Raw genomic sequence first — 25097 nt, forward strand, 5'->3', positions numbered from 1 at the left:
AAGAAAAAAAATATTTTATGGCGACACTTTTACACGTTTAAGGGCAGAACTTACCTATGGCCCTATCTGCGCCCATCCAGCGTTCATATGTAGTTTTTCTAAATTCTTAAAAAAAAATCAGTATCTTTCAAACGCCAACACACGAAGCAGGCTTAAGGCCTGCCCCGTGTATTGATGAAGCGCTTCCATTCAAGAACGGGCGCATTGAAGTTCATGAGATAGCCGACGGGAAGACATGAAAGCCTGAGGTAATTAATAATCTGCGCTTCCATAATCCTGCTAAGCTGCGACACGGATTTGAGTTCGACAATGACGGTATTGTCGACGACAAGGTCGGCGAAGTACGTACTGACATATTCGTTTTTGTAAATGAGCGGATACACCTTCTGCCGTTCGAAAGGAATACCCGCGTGAACCAGCTCGACGCAGAATGCGCCTTCATAGGCGGATTCAAGCAGACCCGGCCCCAGGCTGTTATGAACGGTAAACGCGAAGCCTATAATTTTCCGGGAAAGTTGTTTGTAGAGAAAACGAGTCGACATGGATGACACCTCCTTTGTGTTTTTTCACCCGACAATCTTTTTCTCGAAGCCTGTCAAGGCTTCGACCGGAGGGAGAACCCGGAGGGCCCGGCCTTGACAGGCTTCGAGAAAAAGATTACCTGCATCCCGGCACAAAGGAGGTGGCGTCCATGCCGCATGAGATAAACGAACCACGGATGAATGCTGGATGGCGGATGAGGATAATGCAGGTCTATAACGGGGAAGTGAAGGATGGAAAGTATATAGCAGAGAAAATATTTTTTTATTGTGATATATGAAAGTACATTATCATATCACAACATAAAAAATAATAAAAAGAAAAAATGAATATTATATGGCGCCACTTTTATACGTATTAAAGGCGCCATTTACCTATTGCCCTATCTGCGCCCATCCAGCGTTCATCCGTAGTTTTAATAAAAATAGAATTATCATTTACGTATCATAGCGACACTTTTATACATTTATAAGCCGCAACTATACTATCTTCCTATCCGCTCCCATCACAGCATTCAGCCGTCGTTTATATAAAAACAACGGATGTACACATATGGCGGGTGGCGGGAGTGCCGGTTGAAGACGGGGAAGGGGGAAATATAAATAATACAGGAGCTGCTATATTATTGTTATATCGGGAAAAATATAGTAAAATCGGGAATGAATGAGGCGATACAAAGAAGGATTACATGAATAACTATATTTTGCGGGAACTGCCCCCGAATGTCGATCTGGAAACAAAGGTTGTTTTAAAGCAAACAGTCCTTTCACACCGTTATCTTGCGGAACTAAAAGGTGTTTCAAAAACGATTCCAAACCAGGCGATACTTATCAATACATTACCATTGCTCGAAGCCAAGGACAGCTCCGCTATAGAAAATATTATAACAACCCACGATGAAATTTATAAAGAAACTCTCTTTGAGGATTTTATACAAAGTGCCGCCGCAAAAGAAGTCCAGAATTATTCCTATGCCCTTAGAACGGGATATGAAATCATCAAGAACAAAGGCCTGTTTACAAATAGTCAAATTCTGGAAATACAGGAATGCATAGAGAAAAACAAAGCCGGTTTCCGGAAACTTCCGGGTACGGAACTTAAAAATGGCAAAACAGGAAAAACCGTCTATGTACCCCCGCAGAATTATAATGATGTCAAACGTTTAATGGATAATCTTGAAAAATATATAAATGATGATTCTTTCCATAAAACAGATATGCTTATAAAAATGGCCGTTATTCATTTTCAGTTTGAATCGATTCATCCCTTCTATGACGGCAATGGAAGGACCGGAAGGATAATAAATATTCTCTATCTTGTTTATAAAGGGCTTTTGGATATTCCGGTTCTCTATTTAAGCCGTTATATAATACGTAATAAGGATGATTATTACAATTTTTTACAGGAAGTGAGAGATAAAGAAAACTGGGAGGAATGGATATTATTCATGCTCAAAGGTATTGAAGAGACGGCAAAAGAGACAATTATGCTGATTCACGACATAAGAGAATTAATGCAGCGATATAAGCATGACATAAGAGCAAAATACAGCTTCTATTCTCAGGACCTGATGAATAATCTTTTTTTTCATCCCTATACAAAAATCGATTTCCTGGCACATGATTTAAAGATAAGCAGGCAGACAGCGGCAAAATATCTTGATATACTGGCAAAAGACGGCTTCCTGCTAAAGGAACGGCTTAAAAAAAGCAATTTTTACATAAATAAACCACTCTTTGACCTTTTTGTGAAATAGCAGATATGTTAACAATCTATGGTTTTTTTTACATACAGGTATTTTCATGTTAAAAAAAGGCGATATTTTTAACATGAATCCCCTGAATTGAGGTAACAATGGACGGGAAATACAATTCTGCGGACATCCAGCGTTCATCTGTCGTTTTAATAAAAAAAATATGACGGCTCCCGTGAATCCTGACGCTTGCCGCGATGCCGGATAACGGCGTACGAAAAAATGAAAGACGTCAACGGAAAGACGAAACCGCCCATCGATATCCCGGTACCGGCCGGCTATACTGACCGTGTTCGCATTGTAAGGCCGTCCGGTGCGGAAAAAGCCGGTTTCAATTGAGGAAGCAAACCTGTAAAAAGGGGGCCGTTATGGTAACGAAAGACAGGAACGACACATTTCAGTTGAAAAAGGATTGCATCGAATACATGGTATATTTCGATGAAATAAAAAGGCAGACGAACCGCTTTTCCGTTTTCAAACCGGAGATAAAAACACGGCTGAACAACCGTTTTCAATCGTTAATGAAGAACATCGACGGGATGGACCTTCGGGAAAATGCCTACGTTTGCAAAAATGTCAACAGAATCAGGGAGTTGTTCGCATTATTCAACCAATACTATGTCGATTCATTTTCGTTTTCAATCGCCCCGAATTGCACGGTGAATACACAGGCATTTTTATCCGGGAAGACCGTTTACGCCCACAATGGAATCGTCAAATGCCTGATGAACATCATCGAACACGGAAGCGTCGGCGATACCGCCGATTGACCGCCTCACGATCGGTTGCACGGTGTGAAACAGGCGTGCCGCCCTCTCATCGGACCATTCCCAGAAGACGCGCCGCGTTCCCGTACAGGATCGCCTCTTCGCGTTCCTCGCCAAGCCCCAATGAACGGAGGAGTCGTATCGCCTCGCGCTGGTCCGTCCACGGGCTGTCCGTCCCGAATAATATGTACTCCCGGGGGTGCCCTTCGATCATCGCCTTTACTTTTTCCGGCGGCAGGTCTTCCAGTGAAAAGGAGGTTTCCATGTATACCGGTTTCCCGACCATCCGGCGTTCCACTTCCTCCCAGTCATACCACCCGCCGAGATGTGTCGCCACAAATTTGAGGCCGGGAAAGCGGGCGCGGACGGCCATGATCTTTTCAGGGTCCGCGATCCTGTCGCGGGGAAAGGCGATATCGAATCCCGTGTGTGCGACGAGCAGCAGCCCGTATTCCGAGCATGCTTTATAGACGGGGAACACCCGTTCCTCATCAAGGGAAAACTCCTGATAATAGGGGTGCATCTTTATGCCCGCAAAGCCCTCATCGCTGATGATCTTCATTTTTTCCGCGATAGCGGGGTCCGCAGGGTGGACGGAGGGGAGGGGAACGATACGGTCCGAGGCGACCGTTTTCGACCATTCCAAAATCGGTGTGAACTGTGAGGGTTTCGTGGCGATCGAACACACAATGGCGATATCGATACCCGCTGCATCCATGGAACGGAGCAGGGACGAAACCGTGCCTTCGTGTTTTGTTCTTGCGCTGCATTCGGCCTCGAGCGCCGCGATCGCGTTCGGTGCGATATGGTCGGGAAACGCGTGGGTATGGAAATCGATGATCATGGGAACCGCCTTTCGCCTTTGAGGTTACGGTAGTGTAGCGTATATTGTTCTTTTAGCCAAGCGGGATTATTCCGATACCATTATCGGGATATCGTATGCAAGCGATACCTGATCTTTTTTTACCGTAAAAGAAAAAACGAGATTATCCGTTTCTTTCAAGACAAATCCGGCCGGAAATAACAATCTTATTCGGGTGGTCTTGCCGTCCTTCACCGGTTCTTCGATGTTATACTGCAGGGTGCCGCCCGTCACCCGGGGATTGGCGATGGTGACCGGTCCGATAAAGTGATTTTCGACATTGATTGTTTTTTCAAATTTCGTCGCGGCTTTAACGGGTTCAAGGATAATGGACTGGGGATATACGATGACTGCCGCATGAATATTATAAGCGTATTTGAGGGTAATATACTCTTTACCGGGGAGCGTCGTCTGGATTTCAAGTGTTTCTTCTGTGTTGCCTTGATAAAAGGGAGGATTTGCCGTGATTTCTATTGTGAATATCTTATTTTCCCGTATGATAATTATATCGGCGGTTACGTTCTTGTCGGACGGTGTAATGGGCAGTATTTCCATGGGTTCATTCGTGTTGTTCGTTATCGTGAAACTGCCTGAAAGCGAAACAGTCGTTCTGTTTTTATGCACAAGCCAGAGGACATCCGGATTGACACTGATTGGAGTGTACACTGTTCCTTGCAGGGTAAGAATAATTTCCTTTTTAGCGGGAATATTGGTCGATACTCTTATGATTCTCGCCATTTTCCCTTCGATGCCGCCTGTATCGAGTTCGACCGGAATTTCGCCTGTTGCTCCAGGCTGCAGTTGTCTGTCATATTCTCCTGTAATTGAAATACAACCGCATGTGGGTTTGACATTTTCAATGATGAGGATTTCCGTCCCGTTGTTTTTGAATTGAAACGTATATGCTACCGTTTCGCCTTCATTTACCTTTCCAAAGTCATATGTCTCTTTCTCGAATTTTATTCCCGGGCCGTCTACCTGCTTACCCGAACACGCGAAAAACAGTATAACAAAGAGCGGGACAATACAAACGAAACCATATTTCCATACGTTTCTGTCTGTATTAAACGGATGTGAGTGATGTTTGTTTTTCATTTCAATCTCCTATTTAAGTCCGGATTTATTTATATATATAAATATTTTCAGAAATATTCAATATGAATTTCATTATGGACTTTTTTTCATTTATATGGTAGTGACGGTCCGGGCTGAGGGATTTCAGTATTTTCCTCCCGTATATTCTCTGGTGGAAATGATACGCGGCCGTCATTCGACGCCGGAAGCCGGTCATGCGGCCCGGTCAATCTGCTTGACTGACACACTATTTCAGTGTAGCTTAAGGATATCATCAACAATATAATGGAGAATTCGCCATGAAAAAATCATTCTGTTTCCCGGTATTGATGCTGTTGATTATCGCGAACGGCTGCTACCAGGTATCACCGGAAAATAAAAGCAAACTGTATGTTGCGATCAAAGACGGTAAGTTCGGATATATCGATTATACGGGCAAATACGTCATCCAGCCCCAATTCGTGAAAGCCGGAAGCTTCTCGGAAGGATTTGCCCCCGTATATGACGGCTCGAAATGGGGTTTCATCGATAAAACAGGTATAATTACGATTGAACCGCAGTTTGACTCCTATGCTTTTTTTCAGGATGGAATGGCGGTCGTTGTTCTTGACGGGAAATATGGTTTCATTGACACCTCGGGCGCGATGGTGATAGAACCCCAGTTTGAATCGGCATATAATTTTTTCGAAGGCCTGGCTGCCGTTGGAAACGAAGGTAAATGGGGCTATATCGATATGTCGGGAAAATGTGTGATTGAGTATCAATTTGACGATGCCAAAGCATTCGCCTCGGGGCTGGCCCCTGTTCTGGTAGAGAAACGATGGGGATATATAAATACCGGAGGGGAAATGGTTATCGAGCCCCAATTCTACGGCGCCGATTCATTTGTCGACGGCCTGGCTTCCGTATTGGAAAGCAGCAAGGCCGGTTTTATCAATATATCGGGAGAATTTGAAATTCCACCGGTCTATGAGCTGGCTTTTTCTTTTTCCGAGGGATTGGCTGCGGTCCGTAACGGCGGCAGTTGGGGATATATCGATAAAACGGGAAAGCTTGTCATAGATTATCGATTTGAAAACGCCAAATTTTTCCGGGACGGTCTTGCTCCCGTTAGCGTCAATCGTTTATGGGGATATATTGATACGTCCGGAAAGCTTGTCATCGACACCCAATTCGTGCATGCCGATTATTTCTCGGGAGAGCTGGCTTTGGTCTGGAACAAAGACGAGCACGGATATGTGAATAGAAATGGCAAGGTCGTTTTCATGGAGTCATGGTAGCCGGGATTTTTTCCCGAAATGCTGCGGCCGGCTTGAGGGTTTTCGCTTTCGTGTCAAACAGCATGAGGTGTTCCGGGATGTAACCTCATGCTGTATGGCATCGCCTAATCGGTTTTTTTATCCGCAGCCTCGTTATAATACGAATACGTGAGGTTGACGGATTCTTTACCGGACATATTGGTTTTCAGAACTACCACTTCATCCACATTGCCCTCACCAAACGGGGGATTCACGGTAACATCCATGAGATATTCCTCATCCGGTTGTACGGAAGTGTTCCGGACAATTACTCCGTCATGGGGAGGTATTATTTTTTCAATTTTTAAAGGAACATCCGAATTGTTTTTAATGGAAAAGGTGCCATGAAGAGAAGATACTGCCGTCGTTACAAGACCCAACCAGAGAATTCTCGGTCTCACAATAATCGGTGAATAGACCGTTCCCCTTAATGTCAGGATAATTTCTTTTCTATCAGGTATATTTGTCGTTACCTGTACGGCTTTGGCAATCTCTCTTTCGAATCCGTCGGTATCCAGTTCGACGGGGATTTTTCCCGATGCCCCAGGCGCCACTTCACGATCGAACTCCCCTATGAGCGTACATCCGCATGTGGTGCGGACGTCGTCGATGATAATGGTTTTTGTTCCGACATTCTTGAATTTAAATGTATACGTTACTTTTTCTCCCTCATTTACCTGTCCGAAATTATAGATTTCCGTAATAAATTCGGCAACGAGTCCGTCACTCCGCTTGCCGGAGCATGATAAAAAAAGACCGATAATACAAAGGAGAATAATAAGGGCGCCTCTATAAGCTATCTTTTTATACGCTATATATATCATGCCGCCTATGGAAAACAGGATAGAAACAAAGCGGTTATTATAATTATCTATAAGATAAAAAGATAGTTTTCCCTTTAGGTGCCCTTGTGGGCTTAAGGAAATATTTTGTTGTTCTAAAAACCTGCAAAGCAGGTTTTTAGAAGTGCCCATAAAATAATTATGGTTATTCTGAATCATATGCCGCTCCTTTTATACGGACCCTTTACATTTGTCTTTTTTATTCCATCACAATATACAAGGATGCAACTATCGGATTATATATTCATGGTAATCCCGGTATACCATTGAAAAACAGGATTTCAATATGCAAAATAACAAAATTACATGTAAAGTAAAAGGAATTTTATGGATATTTTTTCAATTCATGTGTAATTTCATTCCAAACGATTGAATTTTGGTATTTTTCTCACGTATATCAATGTGGAAAATTATACGTTTGGCCGTCATCCAAAATCCCGAAGATACATACATACACATTTTGCAACAATGAAATCAAAAGAGCGGTCATCATCCGTCCCTTTCATCCATGTTATAAACAGGCTTTCGTTTTCGTCGAAAAGCGATATATTGTTTTTTTTCTTGACAGGACGGAACCGGGAACGTATCATTTCCGGTGTAGAGTTCATCTATACACTACGTTCTTTTCGATATGCGGATCGCGGGACTGGTTTATAGAGATTCACTGCATAAAAAAATAATTCTATGTCGTAAAGGTGCTTGGATTTATATGAATAAAGCCGATTCTCCTATAATCAGGATATTGATGAATGTAACCGGGATTATTTTGCTTCTTTTTATCATAACTGCGATCTGGTCAATCCCCAGGGAAGTCAGTGATTTATACATTTCCCTGGCTGCAGGCCGTGATGTGATTGCCGGGAAACTGAATACACCCGATGATTGGTCTTTCAGTACCAATAATCGGGTATGGATCAATCAGAACTGGGGTGCCGGTTTAATTTTTTACCTGGCCAACGTTGTTTTCGGAGACACGGGACTCCTGGCGGTCAAATTTGTTTTATTGGCATTATGTGCCCTCTTTCTGAGTTTGGCTTTGCATACATTGAAAATTCCCCTCCCCCTGATACTGCTTGTGACGTCGTTCACAATGGCTGCGATTAATGTATATGCCATTCTCCGTCCTAACCTGTTCACTATAGCCCTGGTACCCCTGGAACTCTGGTTTCTTTACAAGAGCCGGGAGCAGACCTGGTTCATCTGGCCGGCGGCAGCCGTTACTCTCATCTGGGCAAATGTCCATGGGGGCTTCGTTTTCGGTCTGGGTATGCTCTGGCTCCGGGCTGCCTGTGTCCTTATTCCGGCGGCAGTCGGGGAAAAAGGGAAGGCTTTCAGAGCCTATTGGCAGCTGCCTGCTGCCGCGGTGACGGCAGTGGCGCTTGCCGGTATCGTCACTCCTTTTGGAATACGGAATCTCACCCTGCCTTTCATGTTTACCGGCGGCGCGGTTTGGAATACGTTGCGTGACTGGCTGCCGATCTGGGAAACCGGCGATCTCTCCGCATTCATGAGCGGCATTATCTGTTTTCTGGTGATGCTGGCCGTCACCCTGATCCTGCTGGGACTGCACCTTGTATATGCGTTTGTTTTTTCGAAGCAAAAAGTCCTCCGGCGGGAAAAACGCGATACCGGCGGCATTTTGTTTGATGCAATCCTGGCATTGACTGCGGTCATAATGGCCGTCCTGTCCAACCGCTTCCTTGCGCTTGCGCTGATCCTGACGGCACCCATCCTTGCACGCGAGCTGCATTGGCACATACATCGGTTACGGCATTCCCGGCCGAATGGATTGTCCACTACAAACTTTAACGATCGGCACCTTGACCGGACGACAAGAGGGGCGGGGCAGCATGCCGTGCAGAGCTCGACGAAGTTGAGCGCATGGCTCCCGGCGGCAATCGGTTACTGCCTGGTCTTCGCACTGGGCGCTTTTATTATTTTCGATAATGTCCGCAGTTACGATGCACGCAATCCGGTGAGGAATACCGGCACAGGTTCTTTTTTCGAGAGAATGCATTATACAAACACCGCCTATAATCCGGAGCTCCTCAGATTTATAATCGCAAACAATGTGAGCGGTAATGTGTTCAATCCCTGGAAGTGGGAAGGTTATCTGCGCTGGAATGCACCCCGGCTAAAGTCTTTTATAGGCGGCAGGGGTCATCAGATATACACCGAAGATGCGTTTAACCAATACATGTACATAACGGGCAGTACTGTGCCTGCCTACCAAAGCAGGGCGCCGCAGGATATCCTGAATGCAACCGGTGCCCATTACCTGATTACCGGGAATTCACATGATTTCGACGACACCATCATTACAGCCCTTTCCGGCGGTAACTGGGTGATAATCTATGCAGATGCCCGCAGCCTGCTCTTTGCCGATACAAGTCGGCCTGAAGCCGCGGAGGCGGCTAAACGACTGTCAGACGGGGGATTGCGCTTCGAAACGGACGCTGCCAGAGCTATGAGTATGGCTGCAAATGTCCTGAGCCGGCCCGGCTCATGGCAGGCAGAACATATCGCAGTGCTTTTTTCCGAAGCATACACGTATGAGCCCGGGTGGCTCTGGAGTTATAAAATGCTCTTCACCAATACACGGAGCAATCCGACGCTTTTCGAACAGGTGGTCGGGATAATGGAACGGCAGTTGTTTCGACTGGAAAGCATGAGTCTGGAAGGAGCGGACGCGGTCACTCTGCTTCAGTGCCGCATGTATATAGCCGGATCCCTGGCCGATCTTGCCGGCCGGGTAAACAGGCCGGATATTGCAGAGGAGATGAATACATCCTACCTGCAATCAAAACATATTCTCTCCGCTATATACAGCAAGTGGAAACCGTTAATTGTGAATTGATGCAAGCGGCTGTCCGGTATCGCGTACTTCCTGAATAAAGTATGGTGAAGTATGACATGATATAGGTAACAGTCTTATAGACCACCTCCGGAGGAGTAATTTTTTTGGAAGCCGTTTGCTTGTGTTAATCAAGGAGCAAGAAAATGAAAAAGAAAGAATTTTTCACAATCCGGATGAGAATATATGTCGTCCTCTGGGTTATCCTGGTGTTTACAGGCCCGATTTTTGCCCGAACAGGTCCTGTGTGGCGGGTCGATGATATTGGAAATCTTACCGTAGACGGCGAGATCTTCCGTGTTAAGGGCGGATCCTGGACCGGGCTCGAAGGACGACCTGATTTCATCGACGAGGTGATAAGTACCGCTCCAATGGAGTTGTATATAGGCAACATGTGGTGGGTGGAGACCGGCAGCACCTACGAACAGGATATAGCCGAGTTCAAGGACATGGGCTTTAGCCTGAGCAGGTTGACGATTGCCCCCAGACCCTCGATCCCGACAACCCTATGGACCGGGAACCGTAACTGATAAACGCCGAGGCGTTGCGCATTGAAAAGTCCAGATCGGCATTGGAGACGGTTATCCGGTTTTATCAGACCAGGCTGGTATTAATGTCCTCCTGGAAATCCACTCCTCCTCCGACTACATCGGGTGGAGGGCCGGCCGTTTGGACGATAATCCGCCATGGATCGATCGTGACTGGAACGATTACGATTTCACACGGGATGTCTACGACTGCGGCGACTATGGTGTGGAACCATGGTTGTGCGACCTGCGCAAGCTGGCCGGCATGGGGCGGCTGAGTTGAAACCCGGCTGGGGCGAGAACCTGTACGAAGCGGGCGACAATCCTCCGTCCATACCAAAGGACCTGCTGGTATACTGTCCTCATTCCTTTGGCCCGTCGGTGTACGTACGGAGCCAGTACATGGATACTGCCCAGCCGTGGTGCGAGGGCCTTGAAGGCGAAAGGGTCGGTGACGCGGAGTACACCGTCGTGATCGACCCGGCATTATGGATTCTGTCTGCTTGGCGATCGATCCGGAACAAATGAATACCGGCGGTATCCATAACCATGCCTGCGATCCTTATAACAATTCAGGGGGGGGCATGGGAAACCATAGAATAAAGGAAACTCGACATGCTTCAAAGAATCTGGGATCAGAACCCGCCACCGGCAAATGCAGGTGACGTAAACGGAGATAATGCCGTTAACGTAATCGATGTTCTCACGACGGCCCGATACTACATAGGGCTGAACCCCGCCGGCTTCATTGCCCGGAATGCGGACGTCGATTGCAGCGACGGCATCACCATTATCGATGCCTTCATGGTCGCCCGATACGATGTGGGTATAGTGTGTTCTTTCGGCTGCTGACGGTTCTCTTCTCCGGCTTGTTTGTCGTCGACTTCGTTTATATGAAAGACGGGATTTCGCATTGCTTTACATTTCTATTCTCGGTTTATTTTGACGGTGTTTTCGAAGATAACATGTCGTTGGGGATGATTATGTTAAATTTCAATTGTCATAGGCGCGGGTTTGGAGTAATATATAAAAAACATACTGGAGTAAACAATGAGTACATCATCAAATTCGAAGAGTAAACGCGCCGGGAAAGCAGCAGCAATCCGCAATAAAAAATGGCTTATCGGTGTGGCGATCGGCACCGCCGTGATCGTGATTGCGGGGATCGCCATTTTCGCATTGTCTCAATCTTCGTCGCAAATGAAGCTGAAAGTGGAAGACCTGGTCGTCGGCACCGGGAGGGAAGCAAAAATCGGCGACACGCTTATCGCGCACTATACCGGCTGGGTGTACGGCAAAAGCAAGTCCCAGCCTTTTGATTCATCGCTCGAGTTCGGCAAGCCCATTGAGTTCGTGCTGGGAAAGGGCAAGGTAATCAGGGGCTGGGATAGAGGGCTGGCCGGCATGAAAGTCGGCGGTAAACGCAAATTGACCATTCCATCCGATCTGGCTTACGGAGCGGACGGGACTTTTGACGGGAGGATTCCGCCGAACGCGGCACTGGTATTCGAGGTGGAACTGCTGGACGTCATCACCCCGCTCGCCGAACTGCCGCCCACGTCGGTGAAGGAGTTGAAAGTGGAAGACCTGTTCATCGGCACGGGAGCCGAAGCCAGGGCCGGCACAATCGTCAGCGTACATTATACCGGTTGGATCGAGGACGGTACCGAATTCGATTCGTCACGCGACAGCGGCAAGCCTATTGAGTTCGTGCTGGGTAAAGGGCAGGTGGTCGCGGGCTGGGAACAAGGCATTTTAGGCATGAAAGTCGGCGGCATACGAAAGCTGACCATCCCGCCCGATCTGGGTTACGGCGCCAAAGGCGTCAGAAACTATGTCCCGCCGAACGCGGCGCTGATATTCGAAGTTGAATTGATGGATGTCCGCACGCCTTCTCCCACAATGCCGCCCACTTCGGTGAAAATGCTGAAGGTGGAGGACCTGGTCGTCGGGACAGGAGACGAAGCCCGGAACGGTAATACACTCGTGCTGAACTTCACCGGTTGGCTCGAGGACGGCACCCAATTCGATTCATCATACGACTACGGCGAGCCCATTGAGTTCGTTCTGGGCAAGGGGCAGGTAATCGCGGGCTGGGAACAGGGCCTTTTGGGTATGAAAGTCGGCGGCAAACGGAAGCTGACTATCCCGCCCGATCTGGCTTACGGTGCCGACGGCCACCGAAACTACATTCCGCCGAACGCGGCTTTGATATTCGAAGTGGAACTGATTGCGGTCAGGTAAAAAGTGCGGGAAATCATGTCTTCAAATACCATGTCGCGCAGAACCGCTCTGATCGTTTTTTTTCTGGCCGGTCTCAGCGCCTTAATCTATGAGATTACCTGGATTCGCCAGGCGTTGCTGACTTTTGGCGTCAGCATCTATGCCTACTCAGCCGTACTCATGGCTTATATGGGCGGTATGGCGCTGGGCAGCTACGCCATCGGCAAATGGGCCGACCGCGCCGGGCGCCCCGGACAATTGTTTGCCGTGCTGCAGGTGGGGCTGGCCGTCCTGGGCTGGCTGGCGCTTCCGTTTCTGAACGGATTAACCGGCTTGTACAGCATAATGACGAGCAGCCTGAATCTGGAAAATGAATTGGCGCTGACGGCGTTGCGACTGGGATTGGCGTTGCTGCCGCTCACACCTCCCGCGCTTTTCATCGGCGCCGCTTTCCCGGTAATGGCGCGTATGTATGCCCGCGCCGATGGTAAAGTGGGCGGCGACCTTGGCGGGATGTACGCCGCCAACACGTTCGGCTCGGTGGCAGGGTGCCTGCTGGCCGCCATTGTGCTGATCCGGGCCTTCGGCGTGTCGGGTACGGTATTCATTGCCGTCGCGCTTAATGTAGTGACGGCTTTTCTCGCCTGGTTCACCGAAGGCCATCGCCTCGGTCTCCCGGCGGCAGCCCCGGAAAAAAGGCGTGAACCGGAGAAGTCCGCGCCGGCGTCCCCGGCACCGCGGGTCTCGCCGCCGCCGGCTAAAACACTTCCGGCCGGTGCTTTGCGGTTTGTCGTCATTGCCTACACTATTTCGGGTTTTGTCTCGCTGGCTTACGAGGTAACCTGGGGGAGATTGATTTCGCTGTACGTCATTGGGACCGTCTATTCATTTTCACTCATGCTGGCCGTCTACCTCACCGGCCTCGTGGTGGGCGCGGCGCTGGCTTCCGCATGGATTCGCCGCAGGGGCGCATCGATGGCGCTTTTCGGTTGGCTGGAAATGGGTATCGGCCTGCTGGCAGTCCTCTCGCTGTTCGTCTTTCCCCGGTTGTCGGGTTTGAAGATCAACGCACTGTTCGGGGGCTACAGCATGGGGGCGGACATCCTCTACGAGTCCCTGCTCTCGTTTATGACGCTTTTCCCCGTGACGCTTTTAATCGGCGCGGTTTTTCCGGTGGCGGTAAGCCTGTACAGCGGCGAACGGGCCGCTTCCGTGGGGCGGAAAATCTCTCGCATATCTGCCCTCAACACGGCCGGTTCCATACTCGGCGCGCTCCTTGCCGGATTCCTCATCATTCCATTGCTCGGCCTCAAGCATACGGTGTTGTTGCTGGCCGCGATCAATATGGCGCTCGGCCTGGCGGCCGTCTGGTTCATCCCGTCGACATCGATCCGTCTCCGCGCGGCCACCGCCGCTCCGGTGGCGCTGGCCGTTATCGCCGCGCTTTTATTACCGCCGCCGCGCTACCTGGGTTATTGGGAAAATATCGCCGGCCAGCTCATCTTTTACAGAGAAGGCGTCGAAACGACGGTTGCCGTCTTCGCACCCGGCCGTAATAATCCAAAGTTCTCCACCGTCAATGGCCGGATCGAAGTGCCCACCGATCCGGTTAGCATGCTTATCTTCCACCTGTTGGGGCATTTACCGCCGCTGCTCAAGCCGGATGCCGAAAACGCCCTGGTCTTGAGTTTCGGCAACGGCATCGCCAGCGGCACCATGGCCACCCATCCCGTGTTGCGCATCGACGTGGTTGACCTTTCGGCGGAAATGATCCGGGCCGCACGCGAGGTGTACACCTCCGAGAACCGCGGTGTGGCCGACGATCCGCGCCTCGTGGTGCACATCGAAGATGCACGCAATTATCTGCTGCAAACCGGGCGGACCTACGACATCATCTCGAACGATGCCACGCATCCGGCTAACGCTTGCAGCTGGGTACTGTACACCGCCGAGTTCTACCGGCAAGTCAAGTCCCATCTGGAGCCTGACGGTGTTTTTGTGCAATGGCTGCCCTGCCACTCTCTCTCCATCGCCGAATACAAAATGATCCTCCGTACCTTCCAATCGGTCTTTGAAAACGCCACATTATGGTATACCGGCGGCACGCATTCCATGCTGCTGGCCACCCCCACACCGCTTACCAGGAAGGCGCTTCAGGCGAAGCTTCAAGCCGGTACCCTGTCTCTGGACGTGTTGTCGGACCTGGGCGATGCCCGTCAAATCGCCGGCTACCTGGTCTTCAACGCCGAAGAGTTTCGTGAATTTACCGGTCCCGGGCCGCTTTCGAAGGACGATAATGCGTTCTTCATTTCCGACGGCAGGGAGACCGAGGAGCTGGTCAGGCTTTTGAAGACGGCAGCCGGACGGGCCGATCCGTAAATCGTAGGGCAGGAGAAACAGGTCTGTGGTTGAGATGCCGGAAAAAACATGGCCGGACGGGAAATTTCACATAACGATCGCGAATGATGAGTTTTACCGTCATTTGGCGGTAAAAATGGGGTTGAATTATGCATAGATGTAGTATCGTTGCCGCTTTTCTCATGGTAACTCTTTTGGGTTCTTGCGGCAGAGGGGATATTAAGGATGTGATTGTCAGTGAGGTGGTGGTGAATTCCGGGACGCCGGATTTCTTCGGCGGCAATGATTGGGTGGAGTTTCAAAATAGAGGAAACGCTTCCGTTTGTCTGGTACGGGCATCGATAAAAGACGGAAGTCACGAGCCGGTACCATTGCCCGATGTCATACTCAAGCCGGGTCAGTATTATGTTATTGAAGCCGCGAATGCGGAGGACGCGAAGGGCTCGCCTTTTTTACCGTTCAAACTCGGTAAAGAAGATTCATTGACACTGTATTGCGGTACGGAGCAATTCGACTCTCTAAGCTGGAAACGAGGCGAGGTGAAAAAAGGAAGTAGTTTCGGCCGTATAGACGCCCGCACTCGAACATTGTATCCGACTCCGGGATACGACAATGTCCCTTATATATTATTTTCCGGTGAACACGTCTTTACCGTGAAAATAACTATGAGGGAAAATGATGTTATGGATTTAGTGCGCCACCCGGTGGATGAACGCTGGTATCCCGCAGATCTTGATTTCAATGGAGCCCGTATAAACGATATCGGTGTACGCACGAAAGGTTCATCGTCGCTGCGATATATAGCGGGTTTGCCGGACGATAACAGAAGTTATGGGCGGTATAGCCTGAAACTTGAATTCGGGAAATACAGGGCCAAAAAATTTATGGGTCTGAAAGGATTGGTTCTCAACAATGGCTACGGCGACCCGACACTTATGCGGGACGCCATTGCCTATCGAATCCTGCGGGAGGCGGGCATGCCTGCATCGCGTCACTCCTATGTGGACCTCTGGCTGGCCGGCAGACACATGGGCCTCTACCAGGCGATAGAGCCTGTTGACAGCGAATACGTGGAAAGATATTTTCCGGACGACAAAAAAAACGGATATAAGGGGGATTTATACAAAGCCTTCAGCAGTCTGGAATGGAAGCCGGGGCAGACGTTGAAAGATTTTACAACCGGAAACTATCCTCAACTGGAATTGAAAACAAACAGAAAGACAAAGGGGACGGAAACGGAGGGAAAGGCCATAATGGCCTTTTTAAAAAGCATTAATTCCGGGTCGGCGGATTATATCGATACGGATAATCTCGTGCGTTACATCGCCGCCATGACACTCATTTCCAATTACGACAGTTATTTCGCCAATCTGGGCAATTATTATTTATACGAGCATCGCTCCGTGAATGGGTTTGCCATGCTGCCCTGGGATTTCAACCTGGGTCTCGGGCGATCGATTAAAGAAGGAAAGAAGTGTGAGGACGCGGCGATCCTTATCGATCATCCGACCATAACGCCGCTCTCCCAACGGCCGATTATCGCCCGTGTCCTGGAGAGACCCGAACTCCGTGAACAATACCACGCTCATCTTGCATCCTTGCTCGATAACATCTTCAACCCGAAGGATATGCGCGCTTTTGTTCAAAAGCAGAGAGAGCTTATCGATCCTTACGTGAAAGCCGATCCGACCGGATTTTATTCGTATGAATCATGGAAAAAGTCGTTTACCGAAGACGTCGAGGACGGTACGGATTCATTTGGAAAAGCGGGCGCGCTCCTTCCTTTTGTCGACGCCCGGTATGAAAACGTCAGGCTGCAACTGGAGGGGAAGATACCTTCCGGGGGTGTCGGGACAGGGCCCTGCTTCTGACAGTATCGGGGGGTATAGACCGATTATTTAAAAACAGCGTTCACGGCCGCGATTTTTACGGCAAGATCGGCGTCGCGCTCCGTTATTAAAAAATCAAGTAGACACACTTTCAAAAATCCTCTAACATTCCTAATAAAAACAACTCGAGTTGTGTACGGATTTTCCAAAGAAAAAGGAAGGGGTGAAAAATGGCACTTATTTTGAATCCCGGAGACGGGCCGCAACAACATCTCAGGTTGCGCGTCGCGGTCATCGCCGCCCTGGCGGTTTTCACTGCGGCGGCCTACGCGCCGCTTATCGGTGCGGGCTGGGTCTATGACGACGTCAACCTCGTAAAGCCGAGTCCCGCGTTAAAGGACCTTTCCGGGTTGTGCCGTTCGATCTCCACCGATCTCTATAGCCAGGCCGCGCCGCGCCTCGAGATGAGCCCGTACTGGCGGCCGCTCGCGATGGCGTCGTTCTGGCTCGACACGCGGTTCGGTGAGGCGCCCGGCGCGCTGCACGTCGGAAACATCCTCCTCCACGCCCTCGCGACGGCGCTGCTCGCGTTCGTGATCCTGCGGCGGCACGGCGGGATCGCGGGTATCGCCGCCGCCGCAACTGCCGCGGCCTGGTGGGCGTTCCACCCGCAGAACGTCGAGCCGGTGGCGTGGATTTCGTGCCGGTACGACCTTCTGTGCGGTGTCGCGCTTCTGGGCCTTCTCGCTTTGCCCTGGCGCCCCGGGCCGTTTCGGGCCTCTCTCTACGGACTAATATTTCTGGCCGGCCTGCTTTCGAAGGAAGGCTTCGGGGCGATGGCGGTGGTGGTCGTGGCCATGGATTTCGCCGACCATCGAACGGCGCGCGATGCGGCTCCCCGATGGGTGGCGGTCGCCATCGCCCTGGCGGTCTGGGTGGCGCTGAGGGCCGCGGTCGGGATTCGAAGCTTCGACCTGCCGCCGCCCGAGGCCGTTTTGCGGATATTGCTTAACTTCCCCGAGGCGATTACCGTCTACATCGGGCGCGCGATTGTGCCGCAGCCGCTTACCATCTCGCATCCGTACACATCGGGCGGGGTGTTCGGTGTCGCTGCCGGCGCTGCGATATTTGCCGCCTTCATTGCCGCAGCGATTTTATGGCGCCGACAGGCACCTTCCTCCGGTACCGGCAGCCGCCGCCGCAATCACGCGGGAACGGAGGCGGGAACGGCCGCGGCCGTAAAGCGCCCCCTGGCGGTACCGGCAGCGATCTTCCTCGCATGGTTCGTGCCGGTGGCCGGGGCCATGGCCATGTTTCACGAAGTAGGGGAGCGCTACCTGTACGTCCCGTCGATCGGCCTCGCGCTTATCGTCGCGGAACTGGTCGTCCTTGCCGTGTCCGCGCGTCGCCGGATCGTGCGCGTCATCGTCCCGGCCGCACTCGGCATCGTGATAATTTTCGGCATCGTCCGGGTCGAACAGCGCCTGCCGGACTGGAAAAACGACGACACCCTATGGACGGCGGCGTTTCGGGTGAACCCGCTCGATCCCCTGGCGAACCACTACCGGGCGATCTCAACCGGGCGCAGGGGTGACTGGAATGAGGCCCAGCGGGCCATCGAGATCGCATCGCGCGGGGATCCTGGTTCCGGCCGGTTCGCCACCACGTACGCATGGGTGCTGCTCGGGAAGGGCGACGCCGCCGGAGCGGTCCGGGAAGCGGAGCGCGCCACCATCCTCGCGCCGTATCAACCCGACGGCTGGTATTATCTGGCGTTTGCGCGGCATAAAATCGGCGATCACGAAGGAGAGCTTGCCGCCCTCGAGAAACTTCTCGAGATCGCGCCCGATTATCCGGGCGCGCGCAGGATGCGGGAGATCGCGGCCTGCGAGGTGAGCGGTCGAGAGGACTGCCCCGATACGAGGTGATTCATTGATAGAAACGTTGAAGGGGGTGGTTTATAAAACAATGGACACGCCGGGGCGCTTGCGCGGATAGGCGTGAATGGCGGGATTCGAAGGGGTGCCCATATACGAGAAAATGGAATTTCTCACAAAGCACACAGAGCGCACAGAGGAAGAGAATAAATTTTCTTCCTCTGTGCGCCTTGCGGGCTCTGTGTGAAAATAGTATAATGCAAATCAAAATTTCTGTTATTTTTACAGGAACAGTTCATGGTCGTGATGTGATTGAAAAACCAATAACATAATTCGCCGGATCAGTTTTTATCGCTTATATGATCATGATACATCTGAAACGATTCAAGCACGATATCGAGCCGCGTCAGGGTATTGTTCTCTATTTCTTCCAGGATTTTCCGCAACTTCGATCGATCCGGTAGACGGGCATACACCTCCACTTCCGTGGCGTTGACTAATGCGACGTTCAGCATATCACCGCTTGCGGTGTTGATTGCGGTTATGAGATTCGATGTTTTATTGTTCGCGTATAAGTGCATTTTATGTGCACGGATTTCCGCATGCAGACACTCAAGATAACGATAAAGGACCTCCCATTTTCCCATGACAATTTCCAGCTCCTCTCCCGTTCCTTCCGTTGCCGCAATGAGTCCGCTGAATAATTTCGTTAACCGGGTCTTTTGCGTGGAAAGAATAGCCGGAACATCGGAGATAACCTTGAGGTGATACTGTTTAAAGCTGTCATTGGGCGTGCATGAATAAAATAAAGAATGGAAAAGGGAGAATAAAATAATAATGACGATTATACGTACATATTGCCGTTTCATATTTTTTTATCCAATATTTTCATTTAAAATTCTGTTTGTGCGGTTCGTTCTCTTCCGGAATGACGTGTAAACGACTTTACATAGCATAGCCACAGCGATAGAAATTGTCAAGTTTCAAAATAGCGGCCGCACATCGAGTCGGCCCGGTAGTTCATGTTTACATCCTTTACTTGTTGTCGGATTTCATTTTTATGTTGAAGAAAATGACTGCCAGAAGGAAAAATACCAGAATATACACTGATACAATCGCGAGGTGATATAAGATATTTTCCGTTCGACCCGATAACGCCGCACGGGACGCTTCTATCGCGTGTGAAAACGGCAGATAGCCGGCGATAGTTTTGATCGTGTCGCCTAAAATATTCAGATCCATCCACGCGCCCCCTAAAATGGCGCTCAATTGAATGAAAATATTTCCCGCCACCAGTACTTTCGTTTCATTGCATATTGTTCCCAAAAGCACTCCCGTAACGGAAGCAAACAGTACATAGGGAATAAATGTAAGGAACGTAAATATTATTCGCATCGAAACGGGCACTCCTATAAAAATGCCGGAAATAAAACAGAATAAGCAGATCAAGAACGATATTGGAAGCATCGGCAGCATGTAACCGAATATGAAATCGTTCGATGTCAGGGGTGAAATAAAAAGCCTGGATAAAAACGAAGAACTTTTATCCCTGGCAATCAGGATCGCCAAAAACAATGTGAGAAATGAAAATCCGAAAATAGTCATAGCGGGTACTATATTAACAGGTTTGAATACTTCTATCGGGGCGTTTTTTGCGATGATGGAAAACAGGAATATAAAAAAGACAGGCATTACAATGCCCAGAACAGACGACAACGGATCACGTATTATTTCTTTTTGATTGCGCGATGCAAAATAAAGCATTTTCATTTTACATTCCTCCCTGATTGATAACGACAAAAGCATCTTCCAGTCTGTTTGTATTTGTTTGTTGAAGCAATTCCTGCACGGTCCCGATTACTTTGATGATACCTTCGTGCATTATCGCGACCCGATCGGACAAGGCCTCGGCCTCTTCCATGTAATGCGTCGTCAACAGAATGGTGATTCTTCCCTTTAACTCCTTTATGACAGACCATAATTCCCGGCGGGCAAGTACATCAAGTCCGAGTGTCGGCTCATCCAAAAACAGAACATCCGGTTCCGTTATCAACGCCATGGCGATACTCAAACGCCGCTGCATTCCCCCGGATAGTTTTTTAGCTTTTTTTTTGGATATTTCCTTTAATTTGAATCGATCGACGATATACGCGACCTTATCAGGTATAACGTGTTTTGCCATCCCATAGATACCGGCTATCATTTCAATATTTTCATAGACGGATAAATTAGGCGCCACCGCCGTTTCCTGCGGTGAAACATTGATTATTTTTTTAATAGCAAATGGATTCTTAATAATACTCTTGTCGAATATGAAAGCATCACCGCAAGAAGGGGCAATCAAACACGAAAGCATTTTGATCGTTGTCGTTTTCCCCGCGCCGTTTACTCCAAGAAGAGAAAATAATTCGCCTTGCCCGATAGAAAAATTAATACCATCGACCGCCGTTATGTCGCTGTATTTTTTTGTGAGATTTTTTGTTTCAATAGCAGTCATTATCGATTGCCTCCTTGAATGTATTCGTCCGGTGTTTCGCGAACCGGGAAAATTAAGCGCAGCAAAGCATTGCCTCCGCATTACTGTTGTTCGATGCGGGCGGCGATTTACATGCTAAAAGGTTTGAGGAACGCACCAAAGATTATACCGATAATAAGCATTTCGACTAAACCGGTAGCGGCGGTGTAGAGTAATGTTGTTATCGGCACATTAAACATCATCCAGGATGATACGGCACTCATGAACACGCGGAAAAACCAGATTATTAATGCGAAAACAATACCTTTTATCAAACCGTTACTGCCCGGCAAAGCACTATACAATATCAGAAATATAAATCCCATTATAAACCCGTAGAGAATGTCGATGACAATACCGGCCGGTGCATTAATCGATGTCTTTGCTATAGGTTTATATATCTGATAAATTTTTTGAGCAAATGGATTGACATTAATCAATCCGTCAATTACGCCAAATACAATTCCGTTAATGAGACTGACAATAACATACCTGATCATGGTTTTTTCCTCCTTTTTTTATTGGCGAAGCCGCAAATAGAGAGCGGTATGCGGCACTGCCTTCATAAGCTGGTTTTGGAATGTTCATTGCGTATTTCTTTTAGTCCATATATACAGGCAAAAACGTACAGAAAAATAAACATTATCAAGATTATCAATGAAGGTAATCCGTTTTGTAAAATCGTATTAACCTCTGCTCTTCCAAGAATCAAGGAGACGATATCGGCCAGTTTCCCAATCATCATCATTATTATCGTCAATAACAGAATGAATCGCCTTTCAATCGGTTTGATAAACGCCCATATCAGGAGGATCGTCCAACCGAGCATAAGCGAAGCCACAGTTTCATCTTCCGGTCTATAGGAAGTATTCAGCACATATGGAAGGATAAGCAACTTTATCGCCATAAAAGCATCGGCGATTATTCCGATTCCGAAAGCTATACGTAATAGAATTTTTACTCTATTCATATTGAACTCCTTTTTAAAATGAAACGAAACCACAGACAGGCCGGAAAAAAGAATCGTCAACAGTCGAAAGAACTCACCAAGCCGACATAGTACCGGGCGATCAGGAGGGCATCGACAATGGTGATACCGCCGTCGCAGTCGACGTCCGCGTTCCGGGCGATGAAGCCGTCGGGAATAATGCCAACGTAATATCGGGCCGTTAAAAGCGCATCGATTATATTTATGGTATTGTCCCCGTTTACGTCCCCGCTCTCTGAGGGTTGCGTCGTTGGTGTCTGAGCCGGCGGGCCTATTGCATCCCAGTGTCTGCGCAGCAGGTCGAGTTTCCTTTGATCGGCGGACTCCCAGGTGCCCCAGCCGCCTGTATTTGAGACGGGGTCGTAGGCATGGCCATAGATACCGCCGAGATTGAGGGATTCAGGATTTATCGACCAGTAAATGGTATCCGCAATACCGCTTGACAGGAGATAGTCGATAAAGGCATTCTGCCATTGCCAATCGACCGTCGTGTCGCCGAGGTAGTCATAGCGGTTCCTGACGCGCTCCTCGGTATTGTCCGGCCAATCGGGGTTCCCGCCGAAGGCGCCGATGACGACGGCATACCCCAGGTCCTTCAGGTAACCGAAATGCTCTTCCCATCCCTGCTCGAGTAAAGCAGGGTTGATCACGATGTTGCATCGATTGTCGCCCGCCTCATCGCCTTCCATACCCGCACACTCCGGCTGTGCCGGGTCCATGAACTGCTTCTGCACGTACATCGAAGGACCGAAGGCGTGCGGACAATACACCAGCCGGTCCTTTGGCATGGACGGCGGATTGTCGCCCGCTTCGTAGAGGTTCTCGCCCCAGCCGGGGTTCGACGCCGCCACACCATGAGGCGAATCGGCGGACTCGCTGTTGTTCGAAGGACCGATTCCCCCGGCAAAGACCAGAATGTCGGAATTGACCGAATCGATCGCATTATAGGCCTGATCGATTAACGATCTCCACTCGGACCAGGAGTAATCATACGGTTCGTTGAAGATTTCGATGCCCATGATATTGCCGACACCGAGTTGCGTGCCCATGCCGGCAAGCTCGCGCAGGTCGTCCAGCCATCGTGAGACGCCATAGCCGCTGCAGTCATAGTTCTCCCGTGAGAAATCATAATTGTCCCAGTCCGCATCGATCCACGGCGGACGGTCGTCCAGACGGCCGGCTCTCCAGCCGACGTCATTGGAGCAGGAGTGGATATCCAGGAGGACGAAGATGCCGGCTTCGTCCAATAACCTTATAACAGTCTCCAGCGCAAGCCTTGCGTTCTCAATTTGCACTGATTCGGTGTTTTTAAGGTACGGCGCCCGTCCGTGCGGATGGGCGGGATCGAGGGTCTGGGGGACGACCGGTAACCTGATAAGATTAAAGCCCATTTGCTTGAACTCATTTATGTCCTGTTCATAGGTGCGGCCGCTTTCCACCCACCACACGTTTCCAATGTACATCTCCATTGGCGCCGGGATCGTTTCCCAGGGTTCGTCCGAGGGCATCTCCCGTCCTTCGAGTCCGGTCCAGGATCCGCCTTTTATACGGAAGATCTCGCCGTCTACGGTAAGATTTCCAATATCATCGACCCGCCACATTTGGGCAAAGACCGGGCTTGTTAACATCAGGATAGTTTCAAGTACGATGAAAATTTTCATTTATTGTATCCTTTTCCATTTTTATTGGTATAGTTTAGCTTATAGCTGCGTAAAAAGTTGGTTTTTTACTTAATTTTATTATGTCAGTTTGGGTCATCTATTTTTACATTTCGATTTTCATAACCTTTGAATCGCCGTTAATGAATGATTCTATATAATGAACTTTAAATTTTTCATTTTCATCCCGTCCAATAGTATCTCCATCTTTTAATTTAACACCTGTTGTCAGTAGAGAATTTAAGAAATCCAACAAAAAGTAGTAAGCGTCTTCCCGGTTCATTTTCAGGTTTATTATTTCATATTCCGGGTAGGAAAAGACTTTCATTCCAATAGTATACACATTAATCCGATTATTTTCATTTTTATATACACAAATATTGATCCAAACAGGAATCGGAAGAGACTTTTCCGATATTTGATCGGTAAATGCCATGAAAATTTCCGATTGGACAATCTGACAGGCATCGCCCCAATAAATTCCCAACGATTCCGTGGATTTTAAAACCGAACGAATTAGTTTTGTCAGGATTATTCTGTTTTTGATTAATGTGTTTTTATCATTGACAACACTGCAAATTATATGAGATTTTTGATGTTGAGCTAAATTTTCTTTGTTTTTATACAGGAGTGAACGATCTGACGCCGATTGAAAATCTTTAACAGGGATACCGTCCGGCATTCGCGCAATGACATATGTCGTATTATCAACGTGGAATATTATTGTACCATCTTTGTCGACTAATTTATCCTTAATAGAAATATTCAATTCGTTTTGTAAATTACTCTTTAGTAAATCAACATCTATTATATCATCATTGACTTTAAAGATCATTGCCATCGCGATATTATCTTTTTCAGCGTATGCACACATTAATAATACTCCTAATATAAAAATTAAAATTGACGTTCACGTTTTCTTACCTTTCCATAATGGGTGTTAATTGCGGTTTTCTCACATACAGTTTTAATTATCACTAACTTGTTTCAATATAGACAATTATACTAAATGTTAAAAAACAGTCTGCTTTTTGAGAAAAGCGCTAAAACCCGGCTTAAATATGTAAGTCACTTTATAATAAACAGATAACAAACATTTCAATATGAACTCTTGTAATTGTGAGATATCCGG

22 protein-coding genes and 2 pseudogenes are annotated in these 25097 nt (G+C 48.7%); 13 read left to right on the top strand and 11 right to left on the bottom strand.

The window, feature by feature from the left end:
* Positions 1–152 precede the first annotated feature (152 nt).
* Positions 153–542, bottom strand: a complete 390-nt coding sequence (locus JW881_20465; protein MBN1699896.1) for a GxxExxY protein — start codon at positions 540–542, stop codon at positions 153–155.
* Positions 543–1228: 686 nt separating this feature from the next.
* On the opposite strand from JW881_20465, the gene JW881_20470 reads away from it, so the two are divergent.
* A complete protein-coding gene (locus JW881_20470; protein MBN1699897.1) occupies positions 1229–2296 on the top strand; it encodes a Fic family protein in 1068 nt (355 codons plus the stop codon).
* A gap of 365 nt (positions 2297–2661) precedes the next feature.
* Entirely contained in the window at positions 2662–3063 is a 402-nt protein-coding gene (locus JW881_20475) for a hypothetical protein (GenBank protein ID MBN1699898.1), read from the top strand.
* A 46-nt stretch (positions 3064–3109) separates the two neighbouring features.
* Here the strand turns inward: JW881_20475 and JW881_20480 are convergent, their stop codons facing one another.
* A complete protein-coding gene (locus JW881_20480) occupies positions 3110–3904 on the bottom strand; it encodes an amidohydrolase (GenBank protein ID MBN1699899.1) in 795 nt (264 codons plus the stop codon).
* A gap of 66 nt (positions 3905–3970) precedes the next feature.
* Positions 3971–5017: a DUF1573 domain-containing protein gene (locus JW881_20485; GenBank protein ID MBN1699900.1), complete on the bottom strand. Its 1047-nt coding sequence runs from the start codon at positions 5015–5017 to the stop codon at positions 3971–3973.
* Positions 5018–5295: 278 nt separating this feature from the next.
* Between JW881_20485 and JW881_20490 the strand changes: the two genes are divergently transcribed.
* On the top strand, positions 5296–6276 hold the full coding sequence (locus JW881_20490) for a WG repeat-containing protein (GenBank protein MBN1699901.1): 981 nt from the start codon (positions 5296–5298) through the stop codon (positions 6274–6276).
* A 104-nt stretch (positions 6277–6380) separates the two neighbouring features.
* Here JW881_20490 and JW881_20495 read toward each other — a convergent pair whose 3' ends face one another.
* Positions 6381–7118, bottom strand: a complete 738-nt coding sequence (locus JW881_20495) for a DUF1573 domain-containing protein (protein ID MBN1699902.1) — start codon at positions 7116–7118, stop codon at positions 6381–6383.
* 727 nt (positions 7119–7845) lie between these two features.
* On the opposite strand from JW881_20495, the gene JW881_20500 reads away from it, so the two are divergent.
* The 10 genes and pseudogenes from JW881_20500 to JW881_20545 all read left to right on the top strand — a co-directional run bounded on the left by JW881_20500 (position 7846) and on the right by JW881_20545 (position 18855).
* Positions 7846–9993: a hypothetical protein gene (locus tag JW881_20500; protein ID MBN1699903.1), complete on the top strand. Its 2148-nt coding sequence runs from the start codon at positions 7846–7848 to the stop codon at positions 9991–9993.
* 143 nt (positions 9994–10136) lie between these two features.
* Positions 10137–10520 carry a hypothetical protein gene (locus JW881_20505; protein ID MBN1699904.1) on the top strand — a complete coding sequence of 128 codons (384 nt, stop codon included), beginning with the start codon at positions 10137–10139 and terminating at the stop codon, positions 10518–10520.
* 139 nt (positions 10521–10659) lie between these two features.
* Entirely contained in the window at positions 10660–10800 is a 141-nt protein-coding gene (locus JW881_20510; protein ID MBN1699905.1) for a hypothetical protein, read from the top strand.
* Between the two features lie 332 nt (positions 10801–11132).
* Positions 11133–11369, top strand: a complete 237-nt coding sequence (locus tag JW881_20515) for a hypothetical protein (GenBank protein MBN1699906.1) — start codon at positions 11133–11135, stop codon at positions 11367–11369.
* Positions 11370–11717: 348 nt separating this feature from the next.
* Positions 11718–12053 (top strand): annotated as a pseudogene (locus JW881_20520) (FKBP-type peptidyl-prolyl cis-trans isomerase).
* Positions 12048–12407, top strand: a pseudogene (locus JW881_20525) (FKBP-type peptidyl-prolyl cis-trans isomerase). The pseudogenes JW881_20520 and JW881_20525 overlap by 6 nt, the downstream one beginning before the upstream one ends.
* Positions 12393–12761, top strand: a complete 369-nt coding sequence (locus tag JW881_20530) for an FKBP-type peptidyl-prolyl cis-trans isomerase (protein MBN1699907.1) — start codon at positions 12393–12395, stop codon at positions 12759–12761. The pseudogene JW881_20525 and the gene JW881_20530 overlap by 15 nt, the downstream one beginning before the upstream one ends.
* A 15-nt stretch (positions 12762–12776) precedes the next feature.
* Positions 12777–15119: a fused MFS/spermidine synthase gene (locus JW881_20535; GenBank protein MBN1699908.1), complete on the top strand. Its 2343-nt coding sequence runs from the start codon at positions 12777–12779 to the stop codon at positions 15117–15119.
* Positions 15120–15247: 128 nt separating this feature from the next.
* The gene (locus tag JW881_20540; protein ID MBN1699909.1) at positions 15248–16969 is read left to right on the top strand and encodes a CotH kinase family protein; all 1722 of its coding nucleotides are present in this window, start codon (positions 15248–15250) and stop codon (positions 16967–16969) included.
* 188 nt (positions 16970–17157) lie between these two features.
* Positions 17158–18855, top strand: a complete 1698-nt coding sequence (locus tag JW881_20545; GenBank protein ID MBN1699910.1) for a tetratricopeptide repeat protein — start codon at positions 17158–17160, stop codon at positions 18853–18855.
* A gap of 290 nt (positions 18856–19145) precedes the next feature.
* Here JW881_20545 and JW881_20550 read toward each other — a convergent pair whose 3' ends face one another.
* The 7 genes from JW881_20550 to JW881_20580 form a co-directional block, all read right to left on the bottom strand.
* Positions 19146–19673: a hypothetical protein gene (locus tag JW881_20550; protein ID MBN1699911.1), complete on the bottom strand. Its 528-nt coding sequence runs from the start codon at positions 19671–19673 to the stop codon at positions 19146–19148.
* Positions 19674–19839: 166 nt separating this feature from the next.
* The gene (locus JW881_20555; protein ID MBN1699912.1) at positions 19840–20574 is read right to left on the bottom strand and encodes an ABC transporter permease; all 735 of its coding nucleotides are present in this window, start codon (positions 20572–20574) and stop codon (positions 19840–19842) included.
* Between the two features lies 1 nt (position 20575).
* Positions 20576–21301, bottom strand: coding sequence for an ATP-binding cassette domain-containing protein (locus tag JW881_20560; protein MBN1699913.1), 726 nt, complete (start codon positions 21299–21301; stop codon positions 20576–20578).
* Positions 21302–21408: 107 nt separating this feature from the next.
* A complete protein-coding gene (locus JW881_20565) occupies positions 21409–21819 on the bottom strand; it encodes a hypothetical protein (GenBank protein MBN1699914.1) in 411 nt (136 codons plus the stop codon).
* Between the two features lie 62 nt (positions 21820–21881).
* The gene (locus JW881_20570) at positions 21882–22289 is read right to left on the bottom strand and encodes a hypothetical protein (GenBank protein ID MBN1699915.1); all 408 of its coding nucleotides are present in this window, start codon (positions 22287–22289) and stop codon (positions 21882–21884) included.
* Between the two features lie 56 nt (positions 22290–22345).
* A complete protein-coding gene (locus JW881_20575; GenBank protein ID MBN1699916.1) occupies positions 22346–23968 on the bottom strand; it encodes a cellulase family glycosylhydrolase in 1623 nt (540 codons plus the stop codon).
* Between the two features lie 103 nt (positions 23969–24071).
* A complete protein-coding gene (locus tag JW881_20580; GenBank protein ID MBN1699917.1) occupies positions 24072–24839 on the bottom strand; it encodes a DUF4261 domain-containing protein in 768 nt (255 codons plus the stop codon).
* Positions 24840–25097 lie beyond the last annotated feature (258 nt).

Source organism: Spirochaetales bacterium (assembly GCA_016930085.1).
Classification (GTDB): Bacteria; Spirochaetota; Spirochaetia; order SZUA-6; family JAFGRV01; genus JAFGHO01.

Excerpts from the sequence above, each read along its gene's own strand:
- JW881_20485 (MBN1699900.1), bottom strand. The coding sequence starts at position 5,017 with ATGAAAAACAAACATCACTCACATCCGTTTAATACAGACAGAAACGTA.
- JW881_20500 (MBN1699903.1), top strand. The coding sequence starts at position 7,846 with ATGAATAAAGCCGATTCTCCTATAATCAGGATATTGATGAATGTAACC.
- JW881_20495 (MBN1699902.1), bottom strand. The coding sequence starts at position 7,118 with ATGATATATATAGCGTATAAAAAGATAGCTTATAGAGGCGCCCTTATT.
- JW881_20580 (MBN1699917.1), bottom strand. The coding sequence starts at position 24,839 with ATGTGTGCATACGCTGAAAAAGATAATATCGCGATGGCAATGATCTTT.
- JW881_20555 (MBN1699912.1), bottom strand. The coding sequence starts at position 20,574 with ATGAAAATGCTTTATTTTGCATCGCGCAATCAAAAAGAAATAATACGT.
- JW881_20470 (MBN1699897.1), top strand. The coding sequence starts at position 1,229 with ATGAATAACTATATTTTGCGGGAACTGCCCCCGAATGTCGATCTGGAA.
- JW881_20545 (MBN1699910.1), top strand. The coding sequence starts at position 17,158 with ATGGCACTTATTTTGAATCCCGGAGACGGGCCGCAACAACATCTCAGG.
- JW881_20550 (MBN1699911.1), bottom strand. The coding sequence starts at position 19,673 with ATGAAACGGCAATATGTACGTATAATCGTCATTATTATTTTATTCTCC.
- JW881_20560 (MBN1699913.1), bottom strand. The coding sequence starts at position 21,301 with ATGACTGCTATTGAAACAAAAAATCTCACAAAAAAATACAGCGACATA.
- JW881_20530 (MBN1699907.1), top strand. The coding sequence starts at position 12,393 with ATGGATGTCCGCACGCCTTCTCCCACAATGCCGCCCACTTCGGTGAAA.
- JW881_20575 (MBN1699916.1), bottom strand. The coding sequence starts at position 23,968 with ATGAAAATTTTCATCGTACTTGAAACTATCCTGATGTTAACAAGCCCG.
- JW881_20570 (MBN1699915.1), bottom strand. The coding sequence starts at position 22,289 with ATGAATAGAGTAAAAATTCTATTACGTATAGCTTTCGGAATCGGAATA.
- JW881_20535 (MBN1699908.1), top strand. The coding sequence starts at position 12,777 with ATGTCTTCAAATACCATGTCGCGCAGAACCGCTCTGATCGTTTTTTTT.
- JW881_20505 (MBN1699904.1), top strand. The coding sequence starts at position 10,137 with ATGAAAAAGAAAGAATTTTTCACAATCCGGATGAGAATATATGTCGTC.
- JW881_20465 (MBN1699896.1), bottom strand. The coding sequence starts at position 542 with ATGTCGACTCGTTTTCTCTACAAACAACTTTCCCGGAAAATTATAGGC.
- JW881_20480 (MBN1699899.1), bottom strand. The coding sequence starts at position 3,904 with ATGATCATCGATTTCCATACCCACGCGTTTCCCGACCATATCGCACCG.
- JW881_20565 (MBN1699914.1), bottom strand. The coding sequence starts at position 21,819 with ATGATCAGGTATGTTATTGTCAGTCTCATTAACGGAATTGTATTTGGC.
- JW881_20475 (MBN1699898.1), top strand. The coding sequence starts at position 2,662 with ATGGTAACGAAAGACAGGAACGACACATTTCAGTTGAAAAAGGATTGC.
- JW881_20515 (MBN1699906.1), top strand. The coding sequence starts at position 11,133 with ATGCTTCAAAGAATCTGGGATCAGAACCCGCCACCGGCAAATGCAGGT.
- JW881_20490 (MBN1699901.1), top strand. The coding sequence starts at position 5,296 with ATGAAAAAATCATTCTGTTTCCCGGTATTGATGCTGTTGATTATCGCG.
- JW881_20540 (MBN1699909.1), top strand. The coding sequence starts at position 15,248 with ATGCATAGATGTAGTATCGTTGCCGCTTTTCTCATGGTAACTCTTTTG.